General features: G+C 67.9%; 15 protein-coding genes and 1 riboswitch. Of the genes, 8 read left to right on the top strand and 7 right to left on the bottom strand.

Annotated elements, in window-relative coordinates; translation table 11 throughout:
• Positions 1-375 precede the first annotated feature (375 nt).
• Positions 376-738 carry a condensation domain-containing protein gene (locus B4U45_RS20050; protein ID WP_075546827.1) on the bottom strand — a complete coding sequence of 121 codons (363 nt, stop codon included), beginning with the start codon at positions 736-738 and terminating at the stop codon, positions 376-378.
• 144 nt (positions 739-882) lie between these two features.
• On the opposite strand from B4U45_RS20050, the gene B4U45_RS20045 reads away from it, so the two are divergent.
• Positions 883-1,491, top strand: a complete 609-nt coding sequence (locus tag B4U45_RS20045; RefSeq protein ID WP_075546812.1) for a carboxymuconolactone decarboxylase family protein — start codon at positions 883-885, stop codon at positions 1,489-1,491.
• On the opposite strand, the gene B4U45_RS20040 is transcribed toward B4U45_RS20045, so the two are convergent.
• The gene (locus B4U45_RS20040; protein ID WP_075546811.1) at positions 1,454-2,392 is read right to left on the bottom strand and encodes a sigma-70 family RNA polymerase sigma factor; all 939 of its coding nucleotides are present in this window, start codon (positions 2,390-2,392) and stop codon (positions 1,454-1,456) included. The two genes, B4U45_RS20045 and B4U45_RS20040, sit on opposite strands and share 38 nt — an antisense overlap.
• Positions 2,393-2,423: 31 nt before the next feature.
• Between B4U45_RS20040 and B4U45_RS20035 the strand changes: the two genes are divergently transcribed.
• Entirely contained in the window at positions 2,424-3,749 is a 1,326-nt protein-coding gene (locus B4U45_RS20035) for an aspartate aminotransferase family protein (protein WP_075546810.1), read from the top strand.
• Here the strand turns inward: B4U45_RS20035 and B4U45_RS20030 are convergent.
• Both B4U45_RS20030 and B4U45_RS20025 read right to left on the bottom strand, forming a co-directional pair.
• On the bottom strand, positions 3,746-5,980 hold the full coding sequence (locus B4U45_RS20030; protein WP_075546809.1) for a VIT domain-containing protein: 2,235 nt from the start codon (positions 5,978-5,980) through the stop codon (positions 3,746-3,748). The genes B4U45_RS20035 and B4U45_RS20030 overlap by 4 nt on opposite strands.
• A complete protein-coding gene (locus B4U45_RS20025) occupies positions 5,977-6,564 on the bottom strand; it encodes a MerR family transcriptional regulator (RefSeq protein WP_075546808.1) in 588 nt (195 codons plus the stop codon). Before B4U45_RS20025 ends, B4U45_RS20030 begins: the two co-directional genes overlap by 4 nt.
• Before the next feature lie 119 nt (positions 6,565-6,683).
• On the opposite strand from B4U45_RS20025, the gene dacB1 reads away from it, so the two are divergent.
• From dacB1 to B4U45_RS20000, 5 genes are all read left to right on the top strand, one after another.
• A complete protein-coding gene (gene dacB1 / locus B4U45_RS20020; protein ID WP_219859490.1) occupies positions 6,684-7,910 on the top strand; it encodes a D-alanyl-D-alanine carboxypeptidase DacB1 in 1,227 nt (408 codons plus the stop codon).
• A 10-nt stretch (positions 7,911-7,920) separates the two neighbouring features.
• On the top strand, positions 7,921-8,247 hold the full coding sequence (locus B4U45_RS20015) for a PH domain-containing protein (RefSeq protein WP_075546806.1): 327 nt from the start codon (positions 7,921-7,923) through the stop codon (positions 8,245-8,247).
• A 7-nt stretch (positions 8,248-8,254) separates the two neighbouring features.
• A complete protein-coding gene (locus tag B4U45_RS20010; protein WP_244899381.1) occupies positions 8,255-9,616 on the top strand; it encodes a sugar porter family MFS transporter in 1,362 nt (453 codons plus the stop codon).
• Positions 9,613-10,752 (top strand): N-acetylglucosamine-6-phosphate deacetylase, encoded by a 1,140-nt coding sequence (nagA, locus tag B4U45_RS20005; protein ID WP_075546804.1) that lies wholly within the window; start codon positions 9,613-9,615, stop codon positions 10,750-10,752. The genes B4U45_RS20010 and nagA overlap by 4 nt, the downstream gene beginning before the upstream one ends.
• Before the next feature lie 265 nt (positions 10,753-11,017).
• Positions 11,018-12,226 (top strand): PPE family protein, encoded by a 1,209-nt coding sequence (locus B4U45_RS20000; RefSeq protein ID WP_219859488.1) that lies wholly within the window; start codon positions 11,018-11,020, stop codon positions 12,224-12,226.
• Between the two features lie 8 nt (positions 12,227-12,234).
• Here the strand turns inward: B4U45_RS20000 and yhjD are convergent, their stop codons facing one another.
• Positions 12,235-13,263 (bottom strand): inner membrane protein YhjD, encoded by a 1,029-nt coding sequence (gene yhjD / locus B4U45_RS19995; RefSeq protein WP_075546802.1) that lies wholly within the window; start codon positions 13,261-13,263, stop codon positions 12,235-12,237.
• Positions 13,260-14,291, bottom strand: a complete 1,032-nt coding sequence (gene trpS / locus B4U45_RS19990) for a tryptophan--tRNA ligase (protein ID WP_075546801.1) — start codon at positions 14,289-14,291, stop codon at positions 13,260-13,262. Before trpS ends, yhjD begins: the two co-directional genes overlap by 4 nt.
• Positions 14,292-14,376: 85 nt before the next feature.
• Between trpS and B4U45_RS19985 the strand changes: the two genes are divergently transcribed.
• The gene (locus B4U45_RS19985) at positions 14,377-15,219 is read left to right on the top strand and encodes an alpha/beta fold hydrolase (RefSeq protein WP_075546800.1); all 843 of its coding nucleotides are present in this window, start codon (positions 14,377-14,379) and stop codon (positions 15,217-15,219) included.
• Here the strand turns inward: B4U45_RS19985 and B4U45_RS19980 are convergent.
• The gene (locus tag B4U45_RS19980; RefSeq protein ID WP_075546799.1) at positions 15,167-16,438 is read right to left on the bottom strand and encodes an NADP-dependent isocitrate dehydrogenase; all 1,272 of its coding nucleotides are present in this window, start codon (positions 16,436-16,438) and stop codon (positions 15,167-15,169) included. The two genes, B4U45_RS19985 and B4U45_RS19980, sit on opposite strands and share 53 nt — an antisense overlap.
• A 143-nt stretch (positions 16,439-16,581) precedes the next feature.
• Positions 16,582-16,701, top strand: a riboswitch (SAM riboswitch).
• The last annotated feature ends 17 nt before the right edge of the window (positions 16,702-16,718 follow it).

Genomic DNA, 16,718 nt, shown 5'->3' with positions numbered 1-16,718 from the left:
CGGTCACCCGTTGGCAACCAGATACCGGCGGCAGTGGGATTGGTTCTCCTACTTCTACAACGCCCTGGCCGCTCGGGCCTTCATGGCCGTCGACCTGGCAGCGCTGGCCGAGGTCGACGCCGCGCGGCGGGACTGGGTGGCCGATTGGCTTTCGCAACGTCAGTTACCCGCCATGGCGTCGGGCAGCTACTACGTACGCAGCTTCCGTCCGGACGGACCCGTCGCCGACCACCTTCGGCCGTTGTTCCGGCACGGGGTGTTGCGCTGCTGCCTCAAGCCGACGATCACGGGGTAGCAGCATCTTCGGGCGCCACTCGCCGGGCTGATTACCCCTGACCGTCCTGAACGGGGTCGACGGAATGCGGCGCCGCAGGACTACGTCCAACCGCACCGAAGCCTCACCTCGTCGACCACGGTTTGCCAGGACGCACCGTCCATGCACAGCTGGCTGGCGCTGAGCACCAGCCGTTCCGGAGTCCCGGGCAGCAGCGACACGGCGAACAATCGGCCGGTGCGCATGTCGAAGGAAGCACGTTGGCGGGCGACGACATCGGCGACGGTAACGCCGGGAGGTTCCACTGCCCAGCCCCATCCGCCACCCGGACGAGCCGCCCAGCAGTCGAAGAACGGTTCGAACACGGTGCCCAGAGCCGGGTTGGCGGCGAAGACCTGCTCGATCACGGCGCGCACCCGCCACTGGTCCAGCCGCGCATCGGCAACCAGCACGCTGGTGTGCATCAGCGGCTCGATGTCCTCGATCCCGGGCAGCTCAGCGATATACGAATAGGACGACACGTCCACAGACTCCGACGCCAACCTCGGCGAATCCTTGGCGGATCCTTGGAGCCGTCACACTTTGGCGACCCGTCTCGTCTGAGGGGTATGACAACGAAAACCCGCATCGAGCCCCTGCCTCCCCAACGCGCCGGACTGCTGGTGCGCGCCATGTACCGAGTCGCCAAGCGCCGCTTCGGCGAGGTCCCTGAGCCGCTGGCCGTCACTGCGCATCATCGGCGCCTGCTGCTCGCCAGCGCCGTGCACGAGACGATGGTCCAGCGCGCGTCGCAAACACTGCCGGCCAGCGTGCGTGAGCTGGCGGTGTTGTGGACCGCGCGTCAGGTCGGCTGCTCATGGTGTGTCGACTTCGGCACCATGCTGCAGCGCCTCGACGGCCTCGACATCGAAAGGCTCACGGAGATCGACGATTACGCGACATCTCCGGCGTTCAGCGACGACGAGCGCGCCGCCATCGCCTACGCTCAGGCCGTGACCACCGATCCGCATACCGTCACCGACGAGCAGGTGGCCGACCTGCGGGCCCGCTTCGGCGATGCCGGCGTGCTCGAGCTGACCTATCAGATCGGCTTGGAGAACATGCGTGCCCGGGTGAATGCCGCGCTGGGGATGACCGAGCAGGGCTTCAGTTCCGGTGATGCCTGCCGGGTTCCCTGGGCTACCGAGCCGACCCGGGCCGCAACGGAGAGCCGGTGAACTTGTCGGGGTTGGCGATATCCCATATCGCACAAACCTTTCCGTCGCGAACCGTCATCGCGGTGATCCGCGGCGCCATGTCCCGGTGCCCGTCGGCGCCGGCGAAACCCGTTGTGTAGGCGCCGAGTTCGCCGTTGACCAACGCCAGCTGATTTGCGGTGAAGAACGCCGGGCCGTAGCGACGGGCCAGGCCGAACATGAACCGAACCACCTTGTCCGCGCCGTGAATGACCTGAACGGCCGTGGCGGCCTTACCATTCGAGTCGCCGGTAAAGGTCACGTCGGGATGCAGCAGCGACACCACGGTGTCCAGGTCGCCGGCGGCCATGGCGGCCATCAACTTGCCGACGACCTCGTTGTGGGCGGGGTCAGATTGTGGCGGGCGGCCCGCTGCGTCGGTCGCTAGCGCCTTGCGGGCTCGCGATGCCAGTTGCCGGGCAGCGGACTCGCTGGTCCCCAGCACCTCGGCGATGTCGGCGAAGGGCACCGAAAACCCGTCGTGCAGCACGAACGCGACCCGCTGGTCAGGTGACAACCGCTCCAGCACCACCATCGCCGCGAACCGGGCATCTTCGGCGGCCACCACGGCGGCCAGCGGGTCGGCGCCGGCGGGGCCCTGCAGCTCGGTGACTATCGGTTCGGGCAGCCAGTTGCCGGTGTAGGTCTCCCTGCGGTGTGCCGCCGACCGCAACTTGTCCAGACCGAGCCGGCTGACCACGGTGGTCAGCCACGCCCGCGGGTCGTCGATCTCCCGGTCGTAGGTGTCCCAGCGCAGCCAGGCTTCCTGGACGATGTCCTCGGCGTCGGCCACGGTTCCGGTGAGCCGATAGGCGACCGACATCAGATGCGGCCGCAGCTCCTCGAATTCGGTGATCCGCGTCCCAGTGGCAGACAGGGCCATAGCCCGAGGGTAGCGCTACGCTCGCGAACAAATGACGAGCAACCTCTGGCTACATTTCGCCCGCCACGGCGCGGGGATCACGCCGCCGGTCATCACCCGCGGCGACGGCGTCACCATCTACGACGACCGCGGCAAAAGCTACCTCGACGCCCTGTCCGGGCTGTTCGTGGTGCAGGTCGGTCACGGCCGTGCCGAACTCGCCGAGGCCGCCGCCCACCAGGCCGGCACACTGTCGTACTTCCCGCTGTGGGGTTATGCCACCCCGACGGCGATCGAGCTCGCCGAGCGTCTCGCCGCCTACGCGCCCGGCGACCTGAACCGGGTGTTCTTCACCAGCGGCGGCACCGAGGCCGTCGAGACGGCCTGGAAAGTGGCCAAGCAGTTCTTCAAGCTCACCGGCAAACCCGGTAAGCACAAGGTCATTTCGCGCTCGGTCGCCTACCACGGCACCACGCAGGGCGCGCTGGCGATCACCGGCCTGCCGGCGTACAAGGCGCCGTTCGAGCCGGTGACCCCGGGTGGGTTCCGGGTGCCCAACACCAACTTCTACCGCGCGCCCGAGCCCTTCGACACCGATGTCACGGTGTTCGGGCGGTGGGCGGCCGACCGGATCGCCGAGGCGATCGAATTCGAGGGCCCGGACACCGTCGCCGCGGTGTTCTTGGAACCGGTGCAGAACGCCGGCGGCTCCATCCCGCCGCCGCCGGGCTATTTCCAGCGCGTCCGCGAGATCTGCGACGCATACGACGTGTTGTTGGTCTCCGACGAGGTGATCTGCGCGTTCGGGCGGATCGGGTCGATGTTCGCCTGTGACGACTTCGGTTATGTGCCCGACATGATCACCTGCGCCAAGGGCCTGACGTCGGGCTACTCACCGCTGGGCGCCATGATCGCCAGCGACCGGGTGTTCGAGCCGTTCAACGACGCCACGACAATGTTTGCCCACGGCTACACCTTCGGCGGTCATCCGGTGTCGACGGCCGTCGCGCTGGCCAACCTCGACATCTTCGAACGCGAGGGCCTCAACGACCGCGTCAAGCAGCACTCCCCCGTACTGCGAGCCACCTTGGAAAGGCTTTACGACCTGCCGATCGTTGGCGAGGTGCGCGGCGAGGGCTTCTTCTTCAGCATCGAACTGGTCAAAGACCAGGCGACCAGGCAGACCTTCACCGGCGAGGAACGCCGATCGCTGTTGAGCCGGGTGTCCGCGGCGCTGTTCGAGGCCGGGCTGTATTGCCGCACCGACGACCGCGGCGATCCGGTGATCCAGCTGGCGCCACCGCTGATCAGCGGTCAGGCCGAATTCGACACCATCGAAACCACGCTGCGCGCGGTGCTCGGCCAGGTGCGCTTTTAGACCCAGAAGCGTCGCTTGGGAAGCAGCTTCTTGACGGCCCCGGCGGCCTCGAGCACCTGCTGCGCCCCTTCCTCGGTCGGGCTGCACAGGTACCTGGTCAGCGCGTCGCACAGCACCGTGAGCGCCGCCGTCAGCGCGGGATCGGTCGCCGCGTCGCGATGCGCGGTCAGTTCCGCGCAGACCGTGTCGAGTCCGGAGTCGTCGCCGCCAGCCAGTCCCTTCTCCAGCAGCTTGAGCAGTTCCTTGAGGGCGCGGTTACGGGCGACCGGCGCACCGGCAAGCGGTACGGCGTCCTTTATCGCGGTGAGACCGCGGGCCGCGGCTGCCGCCGGGGCCGGCAGGAAGCCCACGGCCGATGCCACCCATCCCGACGGCAGCTCGACGGGCTGCACGACCTCGGTGAGCGGGCCGGCCTCGGTGTGTTCGGGATCGATGGCCACGAACGCGGTGAACCTCGACAGCACCCCGAACCGGATCGAATGCGCCACCAGACGCTCGGCCAGCTCCTCGGAGTTGCGGCCCGACGCGTAGTCGTCCTCCAGGTCACGCACTACCGACCGCGCCCAAATCGTCTGCACCGCAACAGCTTCTGCTGCCATCCGGGCGGGTAGAGCCAACCGGAACGGGCCGTCAGGGGCGTCGGCGTCGACGCGCAGCGTCACTTCGGTAACCGGGCCGCGATAGCGCCCCGAGATCACGCAGGGCACCCCGGCGAAGGCGTCGGGCACCCGGCTGGGCGTGATGCTGCCGTCGACGATCTCGATACCGTCGGCGCGCACCCGCACCGAGGTCAGCGCCGGCCGCCCGATGGTCCGGGCCAGCCTGGACATCGCCTCGTCCAGCCGGGCCTCGGATTCGACCAGCTCGGCCCGCCCGTTGCCCAGCCGGGCCAGCCGGTCCAGGAAGCCGGCGTTGACGGCCCGGTCGATGCCGACGCAGTAGAGGCGGGTTCGCCCGATCGCGGGCGCCAACAACCGCAGCAGGTGGTCCTCCCCGCTGATCTGGCCATCGGTCACCAACACCACGCTGGCCTGCCGGTCCTCCCCCGAACCGGCGAGCATCTGCACGGCCTGACGCAGCGGCTGGGCCATTTCCGTCCCGCCCCGGCTGCGCAACGAGCCCAGCCAGGACGCCGCCGCGAACCGGTTCTGATCCGAACCGGCGAGCAACCCCGGCGCCATCTCCGGCGGCGTATCGATCCGATCGTCGAAGGCCAGCACGCAGAACCGGTCGACGGTGTCGAGCATGTCCACAATGCGCCCTGCCGCTCGCCGGGCGGCGACCATTTTCCAGCCGCCCATCGACCCCGAGCGATCCAGCACCACGACGACATCGCGCGCGGCGCTGGACGGCTGCGCGGGCGGCACCACGGTGACCAACCAGGTGCCTTCATCACCGTCGGCATCCGGGACCAGCAGTGCCGACGACGCCAGCTCGCCGCGGTCGACACGGAACCGCAGCACGAAATCACGGTCGGCGCGGGCGCCCGGCTCCAGCCGCAGCCGGGTCAGCCCGTCGGCGGAGGCTTCCAGAACGGTCGTCGGAAGCGAGGACCGCAGGTCCGCGACGGGCAGGCCGCCGCCGTCGACGGTCACCGAGATCTGCACGTCGGGGCGCTCGTCGACCTCCGCAAGCTGCGGCGGGGTCACCCGCGACGCGTCCGGTACCGCGTCGGTGTCGTGCGCCCATCCCGGACCGGTCTGGTCACCGGGCAGCGGGGTTCCGGTGGTGTATCGCGGGGCGACCACCAGCGGGAAGCGGAAGGTGGCCTCGCCGTCCTCGAAGGCCAGCGGGCCGGTAAGCCGCATCTCGATGGTGGCTTCCTCGCCCGGCCCGAGATTGCCCACCCGCACCGAGAACACGTCGGAGCGGTCCTCCTCCACAATCGCGGCGCGCTGGCCCGCGGCCAAGGCCTGCTCGTAGTCGGAGCGGGCTTGGGCGCGCTCCTTGAGCACGCCGACCACCCGCCGCCCGGCCAGGTCGGCGACGAAATCGGTGACGCCCGCGCGGGCCGGCAACGGGAACACGTAGGTCGCCTCGATGCTGGTTTCACCGGTATTGGCGAAACGTTGCCGCACGGTCGACGTCGCGGTCATCCCGACGACCACGGTGTCCACGCTGATCGCCCGTAGCGGCAGCCGCCGCCCATCCGCCGAGCTGAGCTCGCCGCATGTCGGCCTGCCCGCCGGTCCGGGTGTCACCGTAATCAGGGGCAGCAATTTCGTACTCATGGGGCGTCCTTTCGGGTTTCGACTCGGGTGGCGGCGAGCAGGTCCAGCAACGGCGCGGCGGCCTGCCGCAAGGTGTCGAGCGCCGGGAGCGGGCCGTCGATCAGCACCGTGACGGTGTCGGAGAGCCGGACGGCGTGAACGTCGTGGACGTCCGTGACGGCCGGGGCAGCGTCCGGCGCCGGGGCGGTCTGGGGCACGGCGCGCCAGAAGCGGCCGGCCGCCCGCGACGGTTCCGCGGGCTCGGGATCCCCGAGGTCGGCCGGTATGACGCCGGCCGGGACCGCGGCCAGCGAGGCCAGCTCTGCCGGCGACATCGAGGCCAACCGGTCGCTGATCTCCTCCAGCGACAAGCCCTTGCCCTGCAGCCGCTTGACGGCGACCAGGCGCAGCAGGTGAGTGCGCCCATAGGTCAGTGCGCGGCCTCGGGTTCCGGGGCGCGGCAGCAAACCACGCGCCGTGTAGTACCGGATCATCCGTTGCGCCGGCACCGCCTTGGCTTGGCGGTTTTCCGGTGCGGCGCCAGACGCCCGCACGGCCGTGGCGGCCAGCGCGGCGAATTCGGGCAGCGTGAGAAGTGATGGCATGCTAGTTGACAGTGTCATATAGCTCATCGACACTGTCAACTGATATTTTTAACTTCCGCCTCACCAGTCACAGCGCGGCGCCCGGCGATCCGGCCACCGATCGCCTAATCTGCACACCGATGGACCTCTTACGTGCAGCATCGTGCCTGGTCGCAGCAGCATTCCTGGCGACCGCGCCGGCCGCTGTGCCGACCGCACACGCCGAACCCAATGCGGAGGCCAACGGCGCCGGAAATTGCCCGTACAAGGTGTCCCCCCCGCCCGCGGTGGACTCCTCGGAAGTCCCGACGGCCGGTGACCCGCCGCTGCCGCTGGCGGTGCCCCCGACACCGGTCGGCGGCAACGCCCTGGCCGGCTGCGGCATCATCACCGCACCCGACACCCCGGCGGTACCGGGCGACGTCTCCGCGGAGGCATGGCTGGTGGCCGACCTGGACAGCGGCGCCGTCATCGCCGCCCGCGATCCGCACGGCCGGCACCGCCCGGCCAGCATCATCAAGGTGCTGGTCGCGATGGCCGCGATCAACGAGCTGAACCTCAACAAGGCGGTCGCCGGCACCGACGACGACGCGGCCGCCGAGGGCACCAAGGTCGGCGTCGACGCCGGCGGCAGCTACACCGTCAACCAGCTGCTGCACGGCCTGCTGATGCATTCGGGCAACGACGCCGCGCACGCGTTGGCCCGCCAACTCGGCGGCATGCAGATGGCACTGGAGAAAATCAACGTGCTGGCCGCCAAGCTGGGCGGGCGCGACACCCGGGTGGCGACGCCGTCCGGACTCGACGGGCCGGGCATGAGCACCTCGGCCTACGACATCGGGCTGTTCTATCGCTACGCGTGGCGCAACCCCACGTTCGCCGACATCGTCGCCACCCGCAGCTACGACTTCCCCGGCCACGGCGACCATCCCGGCTACGAACTGGAAAACGACAACCAGCTGCTGTATCACTACCCGGGTGCCCTGGGCGGCAAGACCGGTTACACCGACGACGCCGGCCAGACGTTCGTCGGCGCGGCCAACCGCAACGGCCGACGCCTGATGGCGGTGCTGCTGCACGGCACCCGACAGCCGATCGCGCCCTGGGAACAAGCCGCCCACCTGCTGGACTACGGCTTCAGTACCCCCCAGGGCACTCAGATCGGTTCGCTGATCGAGCCCGACCCGGCCCTGGCGTCGGGCAAGGACAAACCAAGCAACCGGCAGCCCGATGCGTCGCAGGCGGCCGGGTTCATGTCTTCGGCCGACGCTTTGCCGGTTCGGGTCGGGGTCGCGGTGATCGGCGCCATCGTCGTGTTCGGGTTGATCATGGTCGCACGGTCGATGAATAGCCGCGCTCAGCACTAGACTCTGCGAGATGACTGCCCTGTACGAGGACGCCGGCGTGCTCCTGGATGACGACTGCATCACCATCCGCCGCTACTATTTCCCGTTTGCTACGTCGAAGCGAATCGCCTACCGCGACATCAAAAGCATCAAGACCGAACAGATGGGCTGGGCGTCCGGCAAGGGTCGCCTGTGGGGCGCGACCGACCCGCGCTACTGGTTCCCGCTGGACGTCAAACGGGGCAGCAAGAACACCCTGCTGATCCTCGATGTGGGCAGCCGGGTCAAACCGTGCATCACCCCAGAGGATCCCGACCACGTCATCGAGTTACTCAAGGCCCGGGTGTCGGCGAGCTGAGCTGTCCGTGCAGCGGGGAATACAGGTCGGGCTCACCGCGGCCAGCGTCGGCCTCATCTACGGCTACGACTTGTCCAGTATCGCCGGCGCGCTGCTGTTCGTCACCGAGGAGTTCAGTCTCACCACCCGCCAGCAGGAGCTGCTGACCACGACGGTGGTGATCGGCCAGATCATCGGGGCGCTCGGGGCCGGCGTGCTGGCCAACGCTATCGGGCGCAGTAAGTCGACGGTGCTGCTCACTGCCGGCTTCGCGGTGTTCGCGCTGCTCGGCGCGTCGGCCGTGTCGTTTCCGATGCTGCTGATCGCCCGCCTGCTGCTGGGAGTGACGATCGGCGTGGCGGTGGTGGTGGTTCCGGGGTACATGGCCGAATCCGCGCCGGCGGCGGTGCGCGGGTCGTTGCTGACCGCCTATCAGGTGGCCATTCTCAGCGGCATCATCCTGGGCTACCTGGTGGCTTACCTGCTGGCCGGCGCGCATGGCTGGCGGTGGATCCTGGGGCTCGCGGCGGTGCCCGCCACGCTGCTGCTGCCGTTCTTGGCGCGGCTGCCCGACACCGCCCGGTGGTATCTGCTCAAGGGCCGAGCCGACGAGGCACGAACGGCGCTGCTGCGCATCGAATCCGAGGCCACCGTCGATACCCAGCTGGCCGACATGGCCGCCGCACTCGGCGAAGGCAGCGGACGGATTTCCGAGATGCTGCGACCGCCGTATCGGCGCGCCACCTTGTTCGTGGTCAGCCTCGGCTTTCTGGTCCAGATCACCGGGATCAACGCGATCATCTATTACAGCCCACGGATCTTTGCGGCCATGGGTTTCACGGGTGATTTTGCGTTGTTGGGACTGCCGGCGCTGGTGCAGCTGGCCGGATTGTCGGCGGTCTTCGTCTCGCTGTTTTCCGTCGACCGGTGGGGACGGCGCCCGATCCTGCTGTCAGGCATCGCGATGATGATCGCCGCGGACGGCGTACTGGTCGTGACCTTCGCCCACAGCGCCGGCAGCGGACTGATCGGCGGATTCGGCGGGGTGCTGCTGTTCATCGTCGGCTTCAACTTCGGGTTCGGCTCGCTGGTCTGGGTGTACGCCGGCGAAAGCTTCCCCGCCCGGCTGCGGTCGATGGGGTCGAGCGCGATGCTCACCTCGACGCTGACGGGCAACGCGATCGTTGCCGCCCTATTTCTCACCATGCTGCATTGGCTCGGCGGCGCAGCCGTTTTCGCGCTCTTCGGGGCGCTGACCGTGATCGCCTTCGTAGTGGTGCTCGGATATGCGCCGGAGACCAAGGGCCGCGAACTCGAGGAGATCCAGCGTTACTGGGAGAACGGCGGCCACTGGCCTACCGAACCTTCCCAGGCCCCGGGGCCTCAGTGACCCTGGTCTGTGCCGGCACCGCGGTCATCGACGGCCGAGTGTGCCGGCCGGGCTGGGTGCACACCGCGGGCCGCACGATTTCGAGCTGCGGTGCCGGCCGGCCAGCGCAGCCGGCCGATGTCGATTTCCCCGACGCCGTTGTGGTGCCCGGTTTCGTCGACATGCACGTGCACGGCGGCGGCGGCGCGTCCTGCACCGACGGGCACATCGCCCGGGCGGCCGGCTTTCACCTGCGGCATGGCACCACGACCATGCTGGCCAGCCTGGTCACCGCCGGGCCGGCGGAGCTGCTCGACGCGGTGGCTCGGGCCGCCGACGCGACCCGGTCGGGCGCTGTCGCCGGTATCCATCTGGAAGGGCCGTGGTTGAGCCCGGCGCGCTGCGGCGCACATGACCCCACGCAGATGCGTGCCCCGGATCCGGCCGAGATCGACACGGTGCTGGCCGCCGCGGACGGCGCCATTCGGATGGTCACGCTGGCCCCCGAACTGCCCGGTGCGGACCAGGCGATCCGCCGTTTTCTGGACGCGAATATTGTTGTGGCAGTGGGCCATTCGAATGCGACGTACGAACAGGCCAGACATGCCGTGGGGCTCGGTGCGACGGTGGCGACCCACCTGTTCAACGCGATGCCACCGCTGGACCATCGCGCGCCCGGGCCGGCGCTGGCCCTGCTGGAGGATCCTCGGGTGACGGTCGAACTGATCGCCGACGGCGTCCACGTCCACCCCGCGGTGGTGCGAGCGGCGATCGCGGCCGTCGGCCCCGGCCGGGTGGCGCTGATCACCGACGCGATGGCCGCGGCCGGATGCGGCGACGGGGCATATCGGCTGGGCGCGGTGCCGATCGACGTCGAGGCCGGCATAGCGCGGGTGCGCGCGACGTCCACCATCGCCGGCAGCACGGCCACCATGGATCAGTTGTTTCGCAGCGTGGCCGGACCCGATCCCGACGACGACACGCTGGCCGCCGCGGTGCAGATGACCTCGGTTACTCCGGCCCGCGCGCTCGGGCTGGCGGACATCGGCGGTCTGCGGGCCGGCTGTGCCGCCGATCTCGTTGTGCTGGACCGCGACCTGCGGGTGGTAGCGGTGATGCGCAATGGGACGTGGCAGACGCAGCCCGGGGAAACGTGAGAGCCCTCGCCGCGACCTGCGCAACCGTAGCGCTTCTCAACAATTGACAAGAGTTGTACCGGGTGAGTTTGATATTCCCGAACTCGTGAGCCAGACCCCGGTGCAGTGGTCGACCACGGCCTTGCCGTGCAGGTAGGCCGAATGCAAATAGATCGCCAGCTAAAGGAGTGCCGGTAGTGATGCTGCGCGTAATGCCTCACCGGTCCGGGGTCGGTGATGCCGCGGCCGGGGCCCGACCGATCTCGGGCGCATCAGGCGGATCGGTATGACGGCGCCGGTCTGGATTGCCTCCCCGCCGGAGGTGCATTCGGCGCTGCTGAGTTCGGGCCCGGGATCCGCTCCGCTGCTGGCGGCCGCTGCGGGGTGGACCTCGCTGAGCACCGAATATGCCTCTGTAGCAGAAGAACTCACCGCAGCACTGGCCGCAGTTCAGGCCGCGGCGTGGCAAGGCCCGAGCGCCGAGCGCTATGTGGCCGCGCATCTGCCTTATCTGGCCTGGTTGACCCAGGCCAGTGCCGACAGCGCGACGCTGGCCACCCAACACGAGACCGCGGCGACGGCCTATGCCGGGGCACTGGCGGCGATGCCGACGCTGGCGGAATTGGCCGCCAACCACCTCACCCACGGAGTGCTGGTGGCGACAAATTTCTTTGGGATCAACACCATCCCGATCGCACTCAATGAAGCCGACTATGTGCGGATGTGGATCCAGGCGGCCACCACGATGAGCGTCTACGAGACCGCTGCGGGTGCGGCGGTGGCGGTGGCGGCGGCGCCCCGGCCCGCGACTGCGCCGGTACTGCTCGGCGCCGGAGCCGGCGCGGCCACTGCCCTGCCCGCCGCTGCCGCGGTGGGAGAACTTCCGATCATCATCGTGATCTTGCTCAATATCATCCTGATATTGCTCGAGATCCTGTTTGCCGTGGTCGCATACACGATCGTGATCGCACTGATCACGCCGCTGCTGATCCTCACCTACGCGATCGTCTTCGCGATCCTGGGCCTCATCTTCGGCCCGCCGTTGCTGGTGATCGCAACGCCGTTCGTGCTGACCGGCGCGTTGATCGCGGTGCCGACGTCGTTGTCGACCGCGTTGCCGATCGGCATCGGCGTGGGCAGCCAGCTGGCTGTGGACACCGAGCCGGTCGATGACGACCTGAAGACGGCGGACCCCGTGCTGGTTGCCGCGGTGGGCGGTGGATCTGCTCCGGTGAGGCTGCCGGCAGATGGTGCGACGGCGCCGGCGGTCAGGCCCGTCTCGGCGGTGGCGCCGACGCCCGCGGCCACGCCGGCGTCGGTGCTGCCTTCCGACCGGGGTACCGGGACGTGGGGATTTGCCGGCACCGTCGGTGAGGCGACCGTCGCACAGCCATCGGGGTTGGCAGTGCTGCATGGCGAGGGACTCGTCGCCGGTCCGCGGGCGCCGATGCTGCCGAGCGGCTGGGGTGCCGATCTGCTCGCCGCGGTGAGTTAACGGCGCTACTACCGTCCCCGGCGCAATAGTCGTGAAAACGTCAGCGCCCCAACGGCTCCGGCAGCTATCGCGGCCACGGTCTGCCGCGCCGACAGGCCCTCGTCAACCTGTATCCGCGGCCGGATGATCGCGGGGCTCGGCGGATCGACATGCCTGGCACGCGGGTCGTCACCGGTTTCGGTGGCGGCCCAGGCGGTGGCGAACAGCACCAGGTAGGCGGTGACGTAGGCGAACACCATCAAACCCAGCACCGGCCCGAATGTCGCGCCCGCCGGGCTGCGCAGCACCATCCGCAGATAGATCGACCCCACCTGCTTGAACATCTCGAACCCGACCGCCGCCATCAAACCGGCCCGCATCGAGGTGACGAAGCGTCCCGACTGCCGCGGCAGCCGCGCGATCATCCAGGTGAACAACAGCCACGACACCACCACCGACAGCACGACAGAGATCGCCCTGAAGATCCAATCCAGCACCGAAAACTCCGGGATTCCAAGCCATTTCAAAGCCGTCGCCATCGGCCGCAGGTAACTGAACGCGGTGAGCGCAATGGTCGCCATGGTCACCACGAACGTCCCGACCATCGCCGCCAGGTCGGAGAGCTTGTTACGCAGGTAGTTCCCCGACTCGACGGGATGTGCCCACATCTCGCTCAGCGCCAGCCGCAGATGTGACATCCACCCCAGCCCGGCCCACGCCGCGGTGGCCAGCCCGATGACGCCGACCGACGCCCGCGCCTCGATCGCCGAGTTCATCAGGTCGATCAGCTGCTGACCGAAGGCCCCCGGAACCAGGGCCCGGATCCGGTCGTAGGTCATGTTCAGCAGTTTGTCGTTGCGCGACAGGGTGAACCCGACGACGGCGAAACCGACCATCAGCAACGGGAACAACGCGAAGATCGTGTAATACGTCAGGCCGGCCGCGTAGAAGCCGCCGCGGCGTTCGCTGAACCGCGTGTAGGCGCGCATCGCATGGTCGAACCACCCGTACCGGGCCCGCAGCCGATCAAGGATTCCAGGCTCGGCCGGCTCGCTCATCGCAGGTGATTACCCCGTTGCGGTAGGAAGCCCAGTCTTTCATAGACCCGTCGCACGGTTTTGCTGGCGACGTCGTGAGCGCGCTCGGCCCCGGCCCGCAGCACGGACTCGAGCTCGGCCACGTCGGCGGTCAACTCGTCGACCCGGGCCTTGATCGGGCTGACGTAGGCGACGACGGCGTCGGCGGTGTCCTTCTTCAGGTCGCCGTAGCCGCGTCCTGCGTAGCCGTCGACGAGGGTGTCGATGCCGGCTCCGGTGACCGCCGACTGGATGCTGAGCAGATTCGACACACCAGGTTTGGCGTCCGGGTCGTAGCGAACCTCGCGTTCGCTGTCGGTCACCGCCGAGCGAATCTTCTTGGCGGACAACGCCGGATCGTCGAGCAGGCTGATCAGCCCGGCGTCGGTGCTGGCCGACTTGCTCATCTTCGAAGTCGGGTCCTGCAGGTCGTAGATCTTGGCGGTGATCTTGGGAATGAGCACGTCGGGAACCACGAAGGTGTCCGGGAAGCGGCTGTTGAACCGCTGCGCGACATCGCGCGCCAGCTCCAGGTGCTGGCGCTGGTCCTCCCCCACCGGGACCAGGTCGCTGTCGTAGGCCAGCACGTCGGCGGCCTGCAAGACCGGGTAGGTGAACAGGCCGACGGTGGTGGACTCGGCGCCCTGGCGACTCGACTTGTCTTTGAACTGAGTCATCCGCGAGGCCTGACCGAAACCGGTGAAACACCCCAGCACCCAGGCCAACTGGCTATGGGCGGGGACGTGACTCTGCACGAAGATAGTGGCGCGCGCCGGGTCGATGCCCAGCGCCAGGTATTGCGCGGCGGTGATCAGGGTCCGGCGGCGCAGCGCTGCCGGATCCTGCGGCAGGGTGATCGCGTGCAGGTCGACCACGCAGAAGAACGCGTCATGGTCGTCCTGCAGCGCCACCCACTGGGTGACCGCGCCCAGGGCGTTGCCGAGGTGAAGCGAATCGGAGGTTGGCTGCACGCCGGAGAAAATCCGGCGGGATCCGGTGGGGGTGCTCATGATGCCCCTGATCTTGTCACGCGGGCATCGGGGTGATTCGCAGACGCTTGCGGTACCGGCGGTACCACCTTGTAATGTCGAAAATATGACGACCCGTACACCGATCCACCTGGGTGCCGGCGAGCCGGTCCTGCTGCTGCACCCGTTTCTGCTGTCTCAGGCGGTATGGGAGAAAGTGGCCCGCCAGCTGGCCGACACCGGCCGCTACGAGGTGTTCGCTCCGACCATGGCCAGCCACAACGGCGGACCCCGTGCCGGCACCTGGTTCCTGTCCTCGGCGGTGCTGGCCGATCACGTCGAGCGCCAGATGGACGAACTGGGCTGGGACACCGCCCACATCGTCGGCAACTCGCTGGGCGGCTGGGTGGCCTTCGAGCTGGAGCGGCGCGGGCGGGCACGCAGCGTCACCGGCATCGCCCCCGCGGGAGGCTGGCACCGCTGGAGCCCGGCCAAGTTCGAGGTGATCGCCAAGTTCATCCTGGGTATCCCGCTACTGGTGTCCGCCTGGATGTTCCGGCAGCGGGTGCTGCGGTTGCCGTTCAGCCGCCGGCTGGCCACCTATGCGATCAGCGCCTCACCGGACGGGGTCACCGACGCCGAACTGCACGGCATCATCGACGACGTGGCCCACTGCCCGGCCTACTTCCAGCTGCTGGTCAAGGCGCTGCTGATGCACGGCTTGCGGGAATTGGCCGAGAACGCCGTCCCGGCGCATCTGGTGATCTGCGGTAAGGACCGGATCATCCCCTCGCCCCGCTACACCCGGCACTTCACCACCCACCTGCCCGACGACCACCGCGTCACGGTGATCAAGAACGTGGGCCACGTTCCGATGTACGAGGCGCCGGAACGCATCACCGAGGTGATCAGCAGCTTCATCGAAGAGTGCTGCCCGCACATCCGGGCCGTCGACCCGTCGGCGAGCTGAGCTTCGTCTCCAGGTTCTCGGCGATCGCGTCGAGAAACTCCTCGCTGTTGAGCCAGTCCTGCTCCGGGCCGATCAGGATGGCCAGATCCTTGGTCATCTTGCCGCTCTCCACCGTCTTGATGACCACGTCTTCGAGCGTCTGGGCGAATTCGACGACCGCGGGGGTGTGGTCCAGCTTGCCGCGATGCGCCAGCCCGCGGGTCCAAGCGAAGATCGAGGCGATCGGATTGGTCGAGGTGGGCTGTCCGGCCTGGTACTGCCGGAAGTGGCGGGTGACGGTGCCGTGGGCGGCCTCGGCCTCGACCGTCTTGCCGTCAGCCGTCATCAGCACCGAGGTCATCAGTCCCAGAGAGCCGTAGCCCTGGGCGACCGTATCTGACTGGACGTCGCCGTCGTAGTTCTTGCACGCCCAGACGTAGCCGCCTTCCCACTTCAGGCACGCGGCAACCATGTCGTCGATCAGCCGGTGCTCGTAGGTCAGGCCTTCTGCTTCGAACTTGTCCCTGAATTCGGTTTCGTAGATTCGCTGGAACTCGTCTTTGAACATGCCGTCGTAGGCCTTGAGAATGGTGTTCTTGGTCGACAGATAGACCGGCCATTTGGCGTTCAGGCCGTAGGCGAACGACGCGCGGGCGAAATCCTGGATGGATTTGCGGAAGTTGTACATTCCCATCACGACGCCGCCGTCTTCGGGAATGGACACGAGTTCATGGATGATCGGCTGACCACCGTCCGCCGGAGTGAACGTCAGGGTGACGGTCCCGGGCTTTTCCACCTTGAAATTCGTCGCGCGATATTGATCGCCAAAAGCGTGCCGGCCGATGACAATTGGTTTGGTCCACCCCGGAACCAGCCGCGGCACATTCGAGATCACAATCGGCTCGCGGAAGATGGTGCCGCCCAAGATGTTTCGTATCGTCCCGTTGGGTGACAGCCACATCTTCTTGAGGTTGAATTCCTGGACGCGCGCTTCGTCGGGGGTGATGGTCGCGCATTTGACTCCGACACCGTGGCGCTTGATGGCATAGGCCGCGTCGATAGTCACCTGGTCGTTCGTTTGGTCACGGTGCTCGATGCCCAGGTCGTAATACTCCAGGTTGATGTCAAGATGCGGCAGGATCAGCTTGTCCTTGATCAGCTTCCAGATGACGCGGGTCATCTCGTCACCGTCGAGCTCTACCAACGGGCCTTTGACCTTGATCTTGGCGTCACTGGACATGGGGCCCGAATCCTCCAGCCTGGTGAGCTTTGGGTGAGCGGTCGCTCTTGTGGCCAGGTTACTAGCCGGGTTCACCCGCCCTACCGGCTCGCCGTTGGGCCGGAGTTGGCATGAAGCAGCCGCCGTACGGTAGGCTTCGAATCGGTCATGAGCGCCAGCGTCAAGCCCCGGCTTGCTGGCCGGCAACCCTCCAACCGCGGTGGGGTGCCCCGGGTGATGACCCGGTTGAGTAGCCACAATCGGCTACACGGCAAGCGCGGGTCCGCCATGACGGGCCCCC

The sequence above is a fragment of the Mycobacterium persicum genome (assembly GCF_002086915.1).
Lineage (GTDB): Bacteria > Actinomycetota > Actinomycetes > Mycobacteriales > Mycobacteriaceae > Mycobacterium > Mycobacterium persicum.
The sequence above is the reverse complement of the archived record's forward strand: the minus strand, read 5'-3'. Positions and strand labels throughout refer to the sequence as shown.

Coding starts and splice junctions, on each gene's coding strand:
- B4U45_RS20045 (WP_075546812.1), top strand. CDS start 883: ATGACAACGAAAACCCGCATCGAGCCCCTGCCTCCCCAACGCGCCGGA.
- dacB1 (WP_219859490.1), top strand. CDS start 6,684: ATGGACCTCTTACGTGCAGCATCGTGCCTGGTCGCAGCAGCATTCCTG.
- B4U45_RS19985 (WP_075546800.1), top strand. CDS start 14,377: ATGACGACCCGTACACCGATCCACCTGGGTGCCGGCGAGCCGGTCCTG.
- B4U45_RS20000 (WP_219859488.1), top strand. CDS start 11,018: ATGACGGCGCCGGTCTGGATTGCCTCCCCGCCGGAGGTGCATTCGGCG.
- B4U45_RS20050 (WP_075546827.1), bottom strand. CDS start 738: ATGCACACCAGCGTGCTGGTTGCCGATGCGCGGCTGGACCAGTGGCGG.
- B4U45_RS20035 (WP_075546810.1), top strand. CDS start 2,424: ATGACGAGCAACCTCTGGCTACATTTCGCCCGCCACGGCGCGGGGATC.
- B4U45_RS20030 (WP_075546809.1), bottom strand. CDS start 5,980: ATGAGTACGAAATTGCTGCCCCTGATTACGGTGACACCCGGACCGGCG.
- yhjD (WP_075546802.1), bottom strand. CDS start 13,263: ATGAGCGAGCCGGCCGAGCCTGGAATCCTTGATCGGCTGCGGGCCCGG.
- B4U45_RS20025 (WP_075546808.1), bottom strand. CDS start 6,564: ATGCCATCACTTCTCACGCTGCCCGAATTCGCCGCGCTGGCCGCCACG.
- B4U45_RS19980 (WP_075546799.1), bottom strand. CDS start 16,438: ATGTCCAGTGACGCCAAGATCAAGGTCAAAGGCCCGTTGGTAGAGCTC.
- B4U45_RS20015 (WP_075546806.1), top strand. CDS start 7,921: ATGACTGCCCTGTACGAGGACGCCGGCGTGCTCCTGGATGACGACTGC.
- trpS (WP_075546801.1), bottom strand. CDS start 14,291: ATGAGCACCCCCACCGGATCCCGCCGGATTTTCTCCGGCGTGCAGCCA.
- B4U45_RS20040 (WP_075546811.1), bottom strand. CDS start 2,392: ATGGCCCTGTCTGCCACTGGGACGCGGATCACCGAATTCGAGGAGCTG.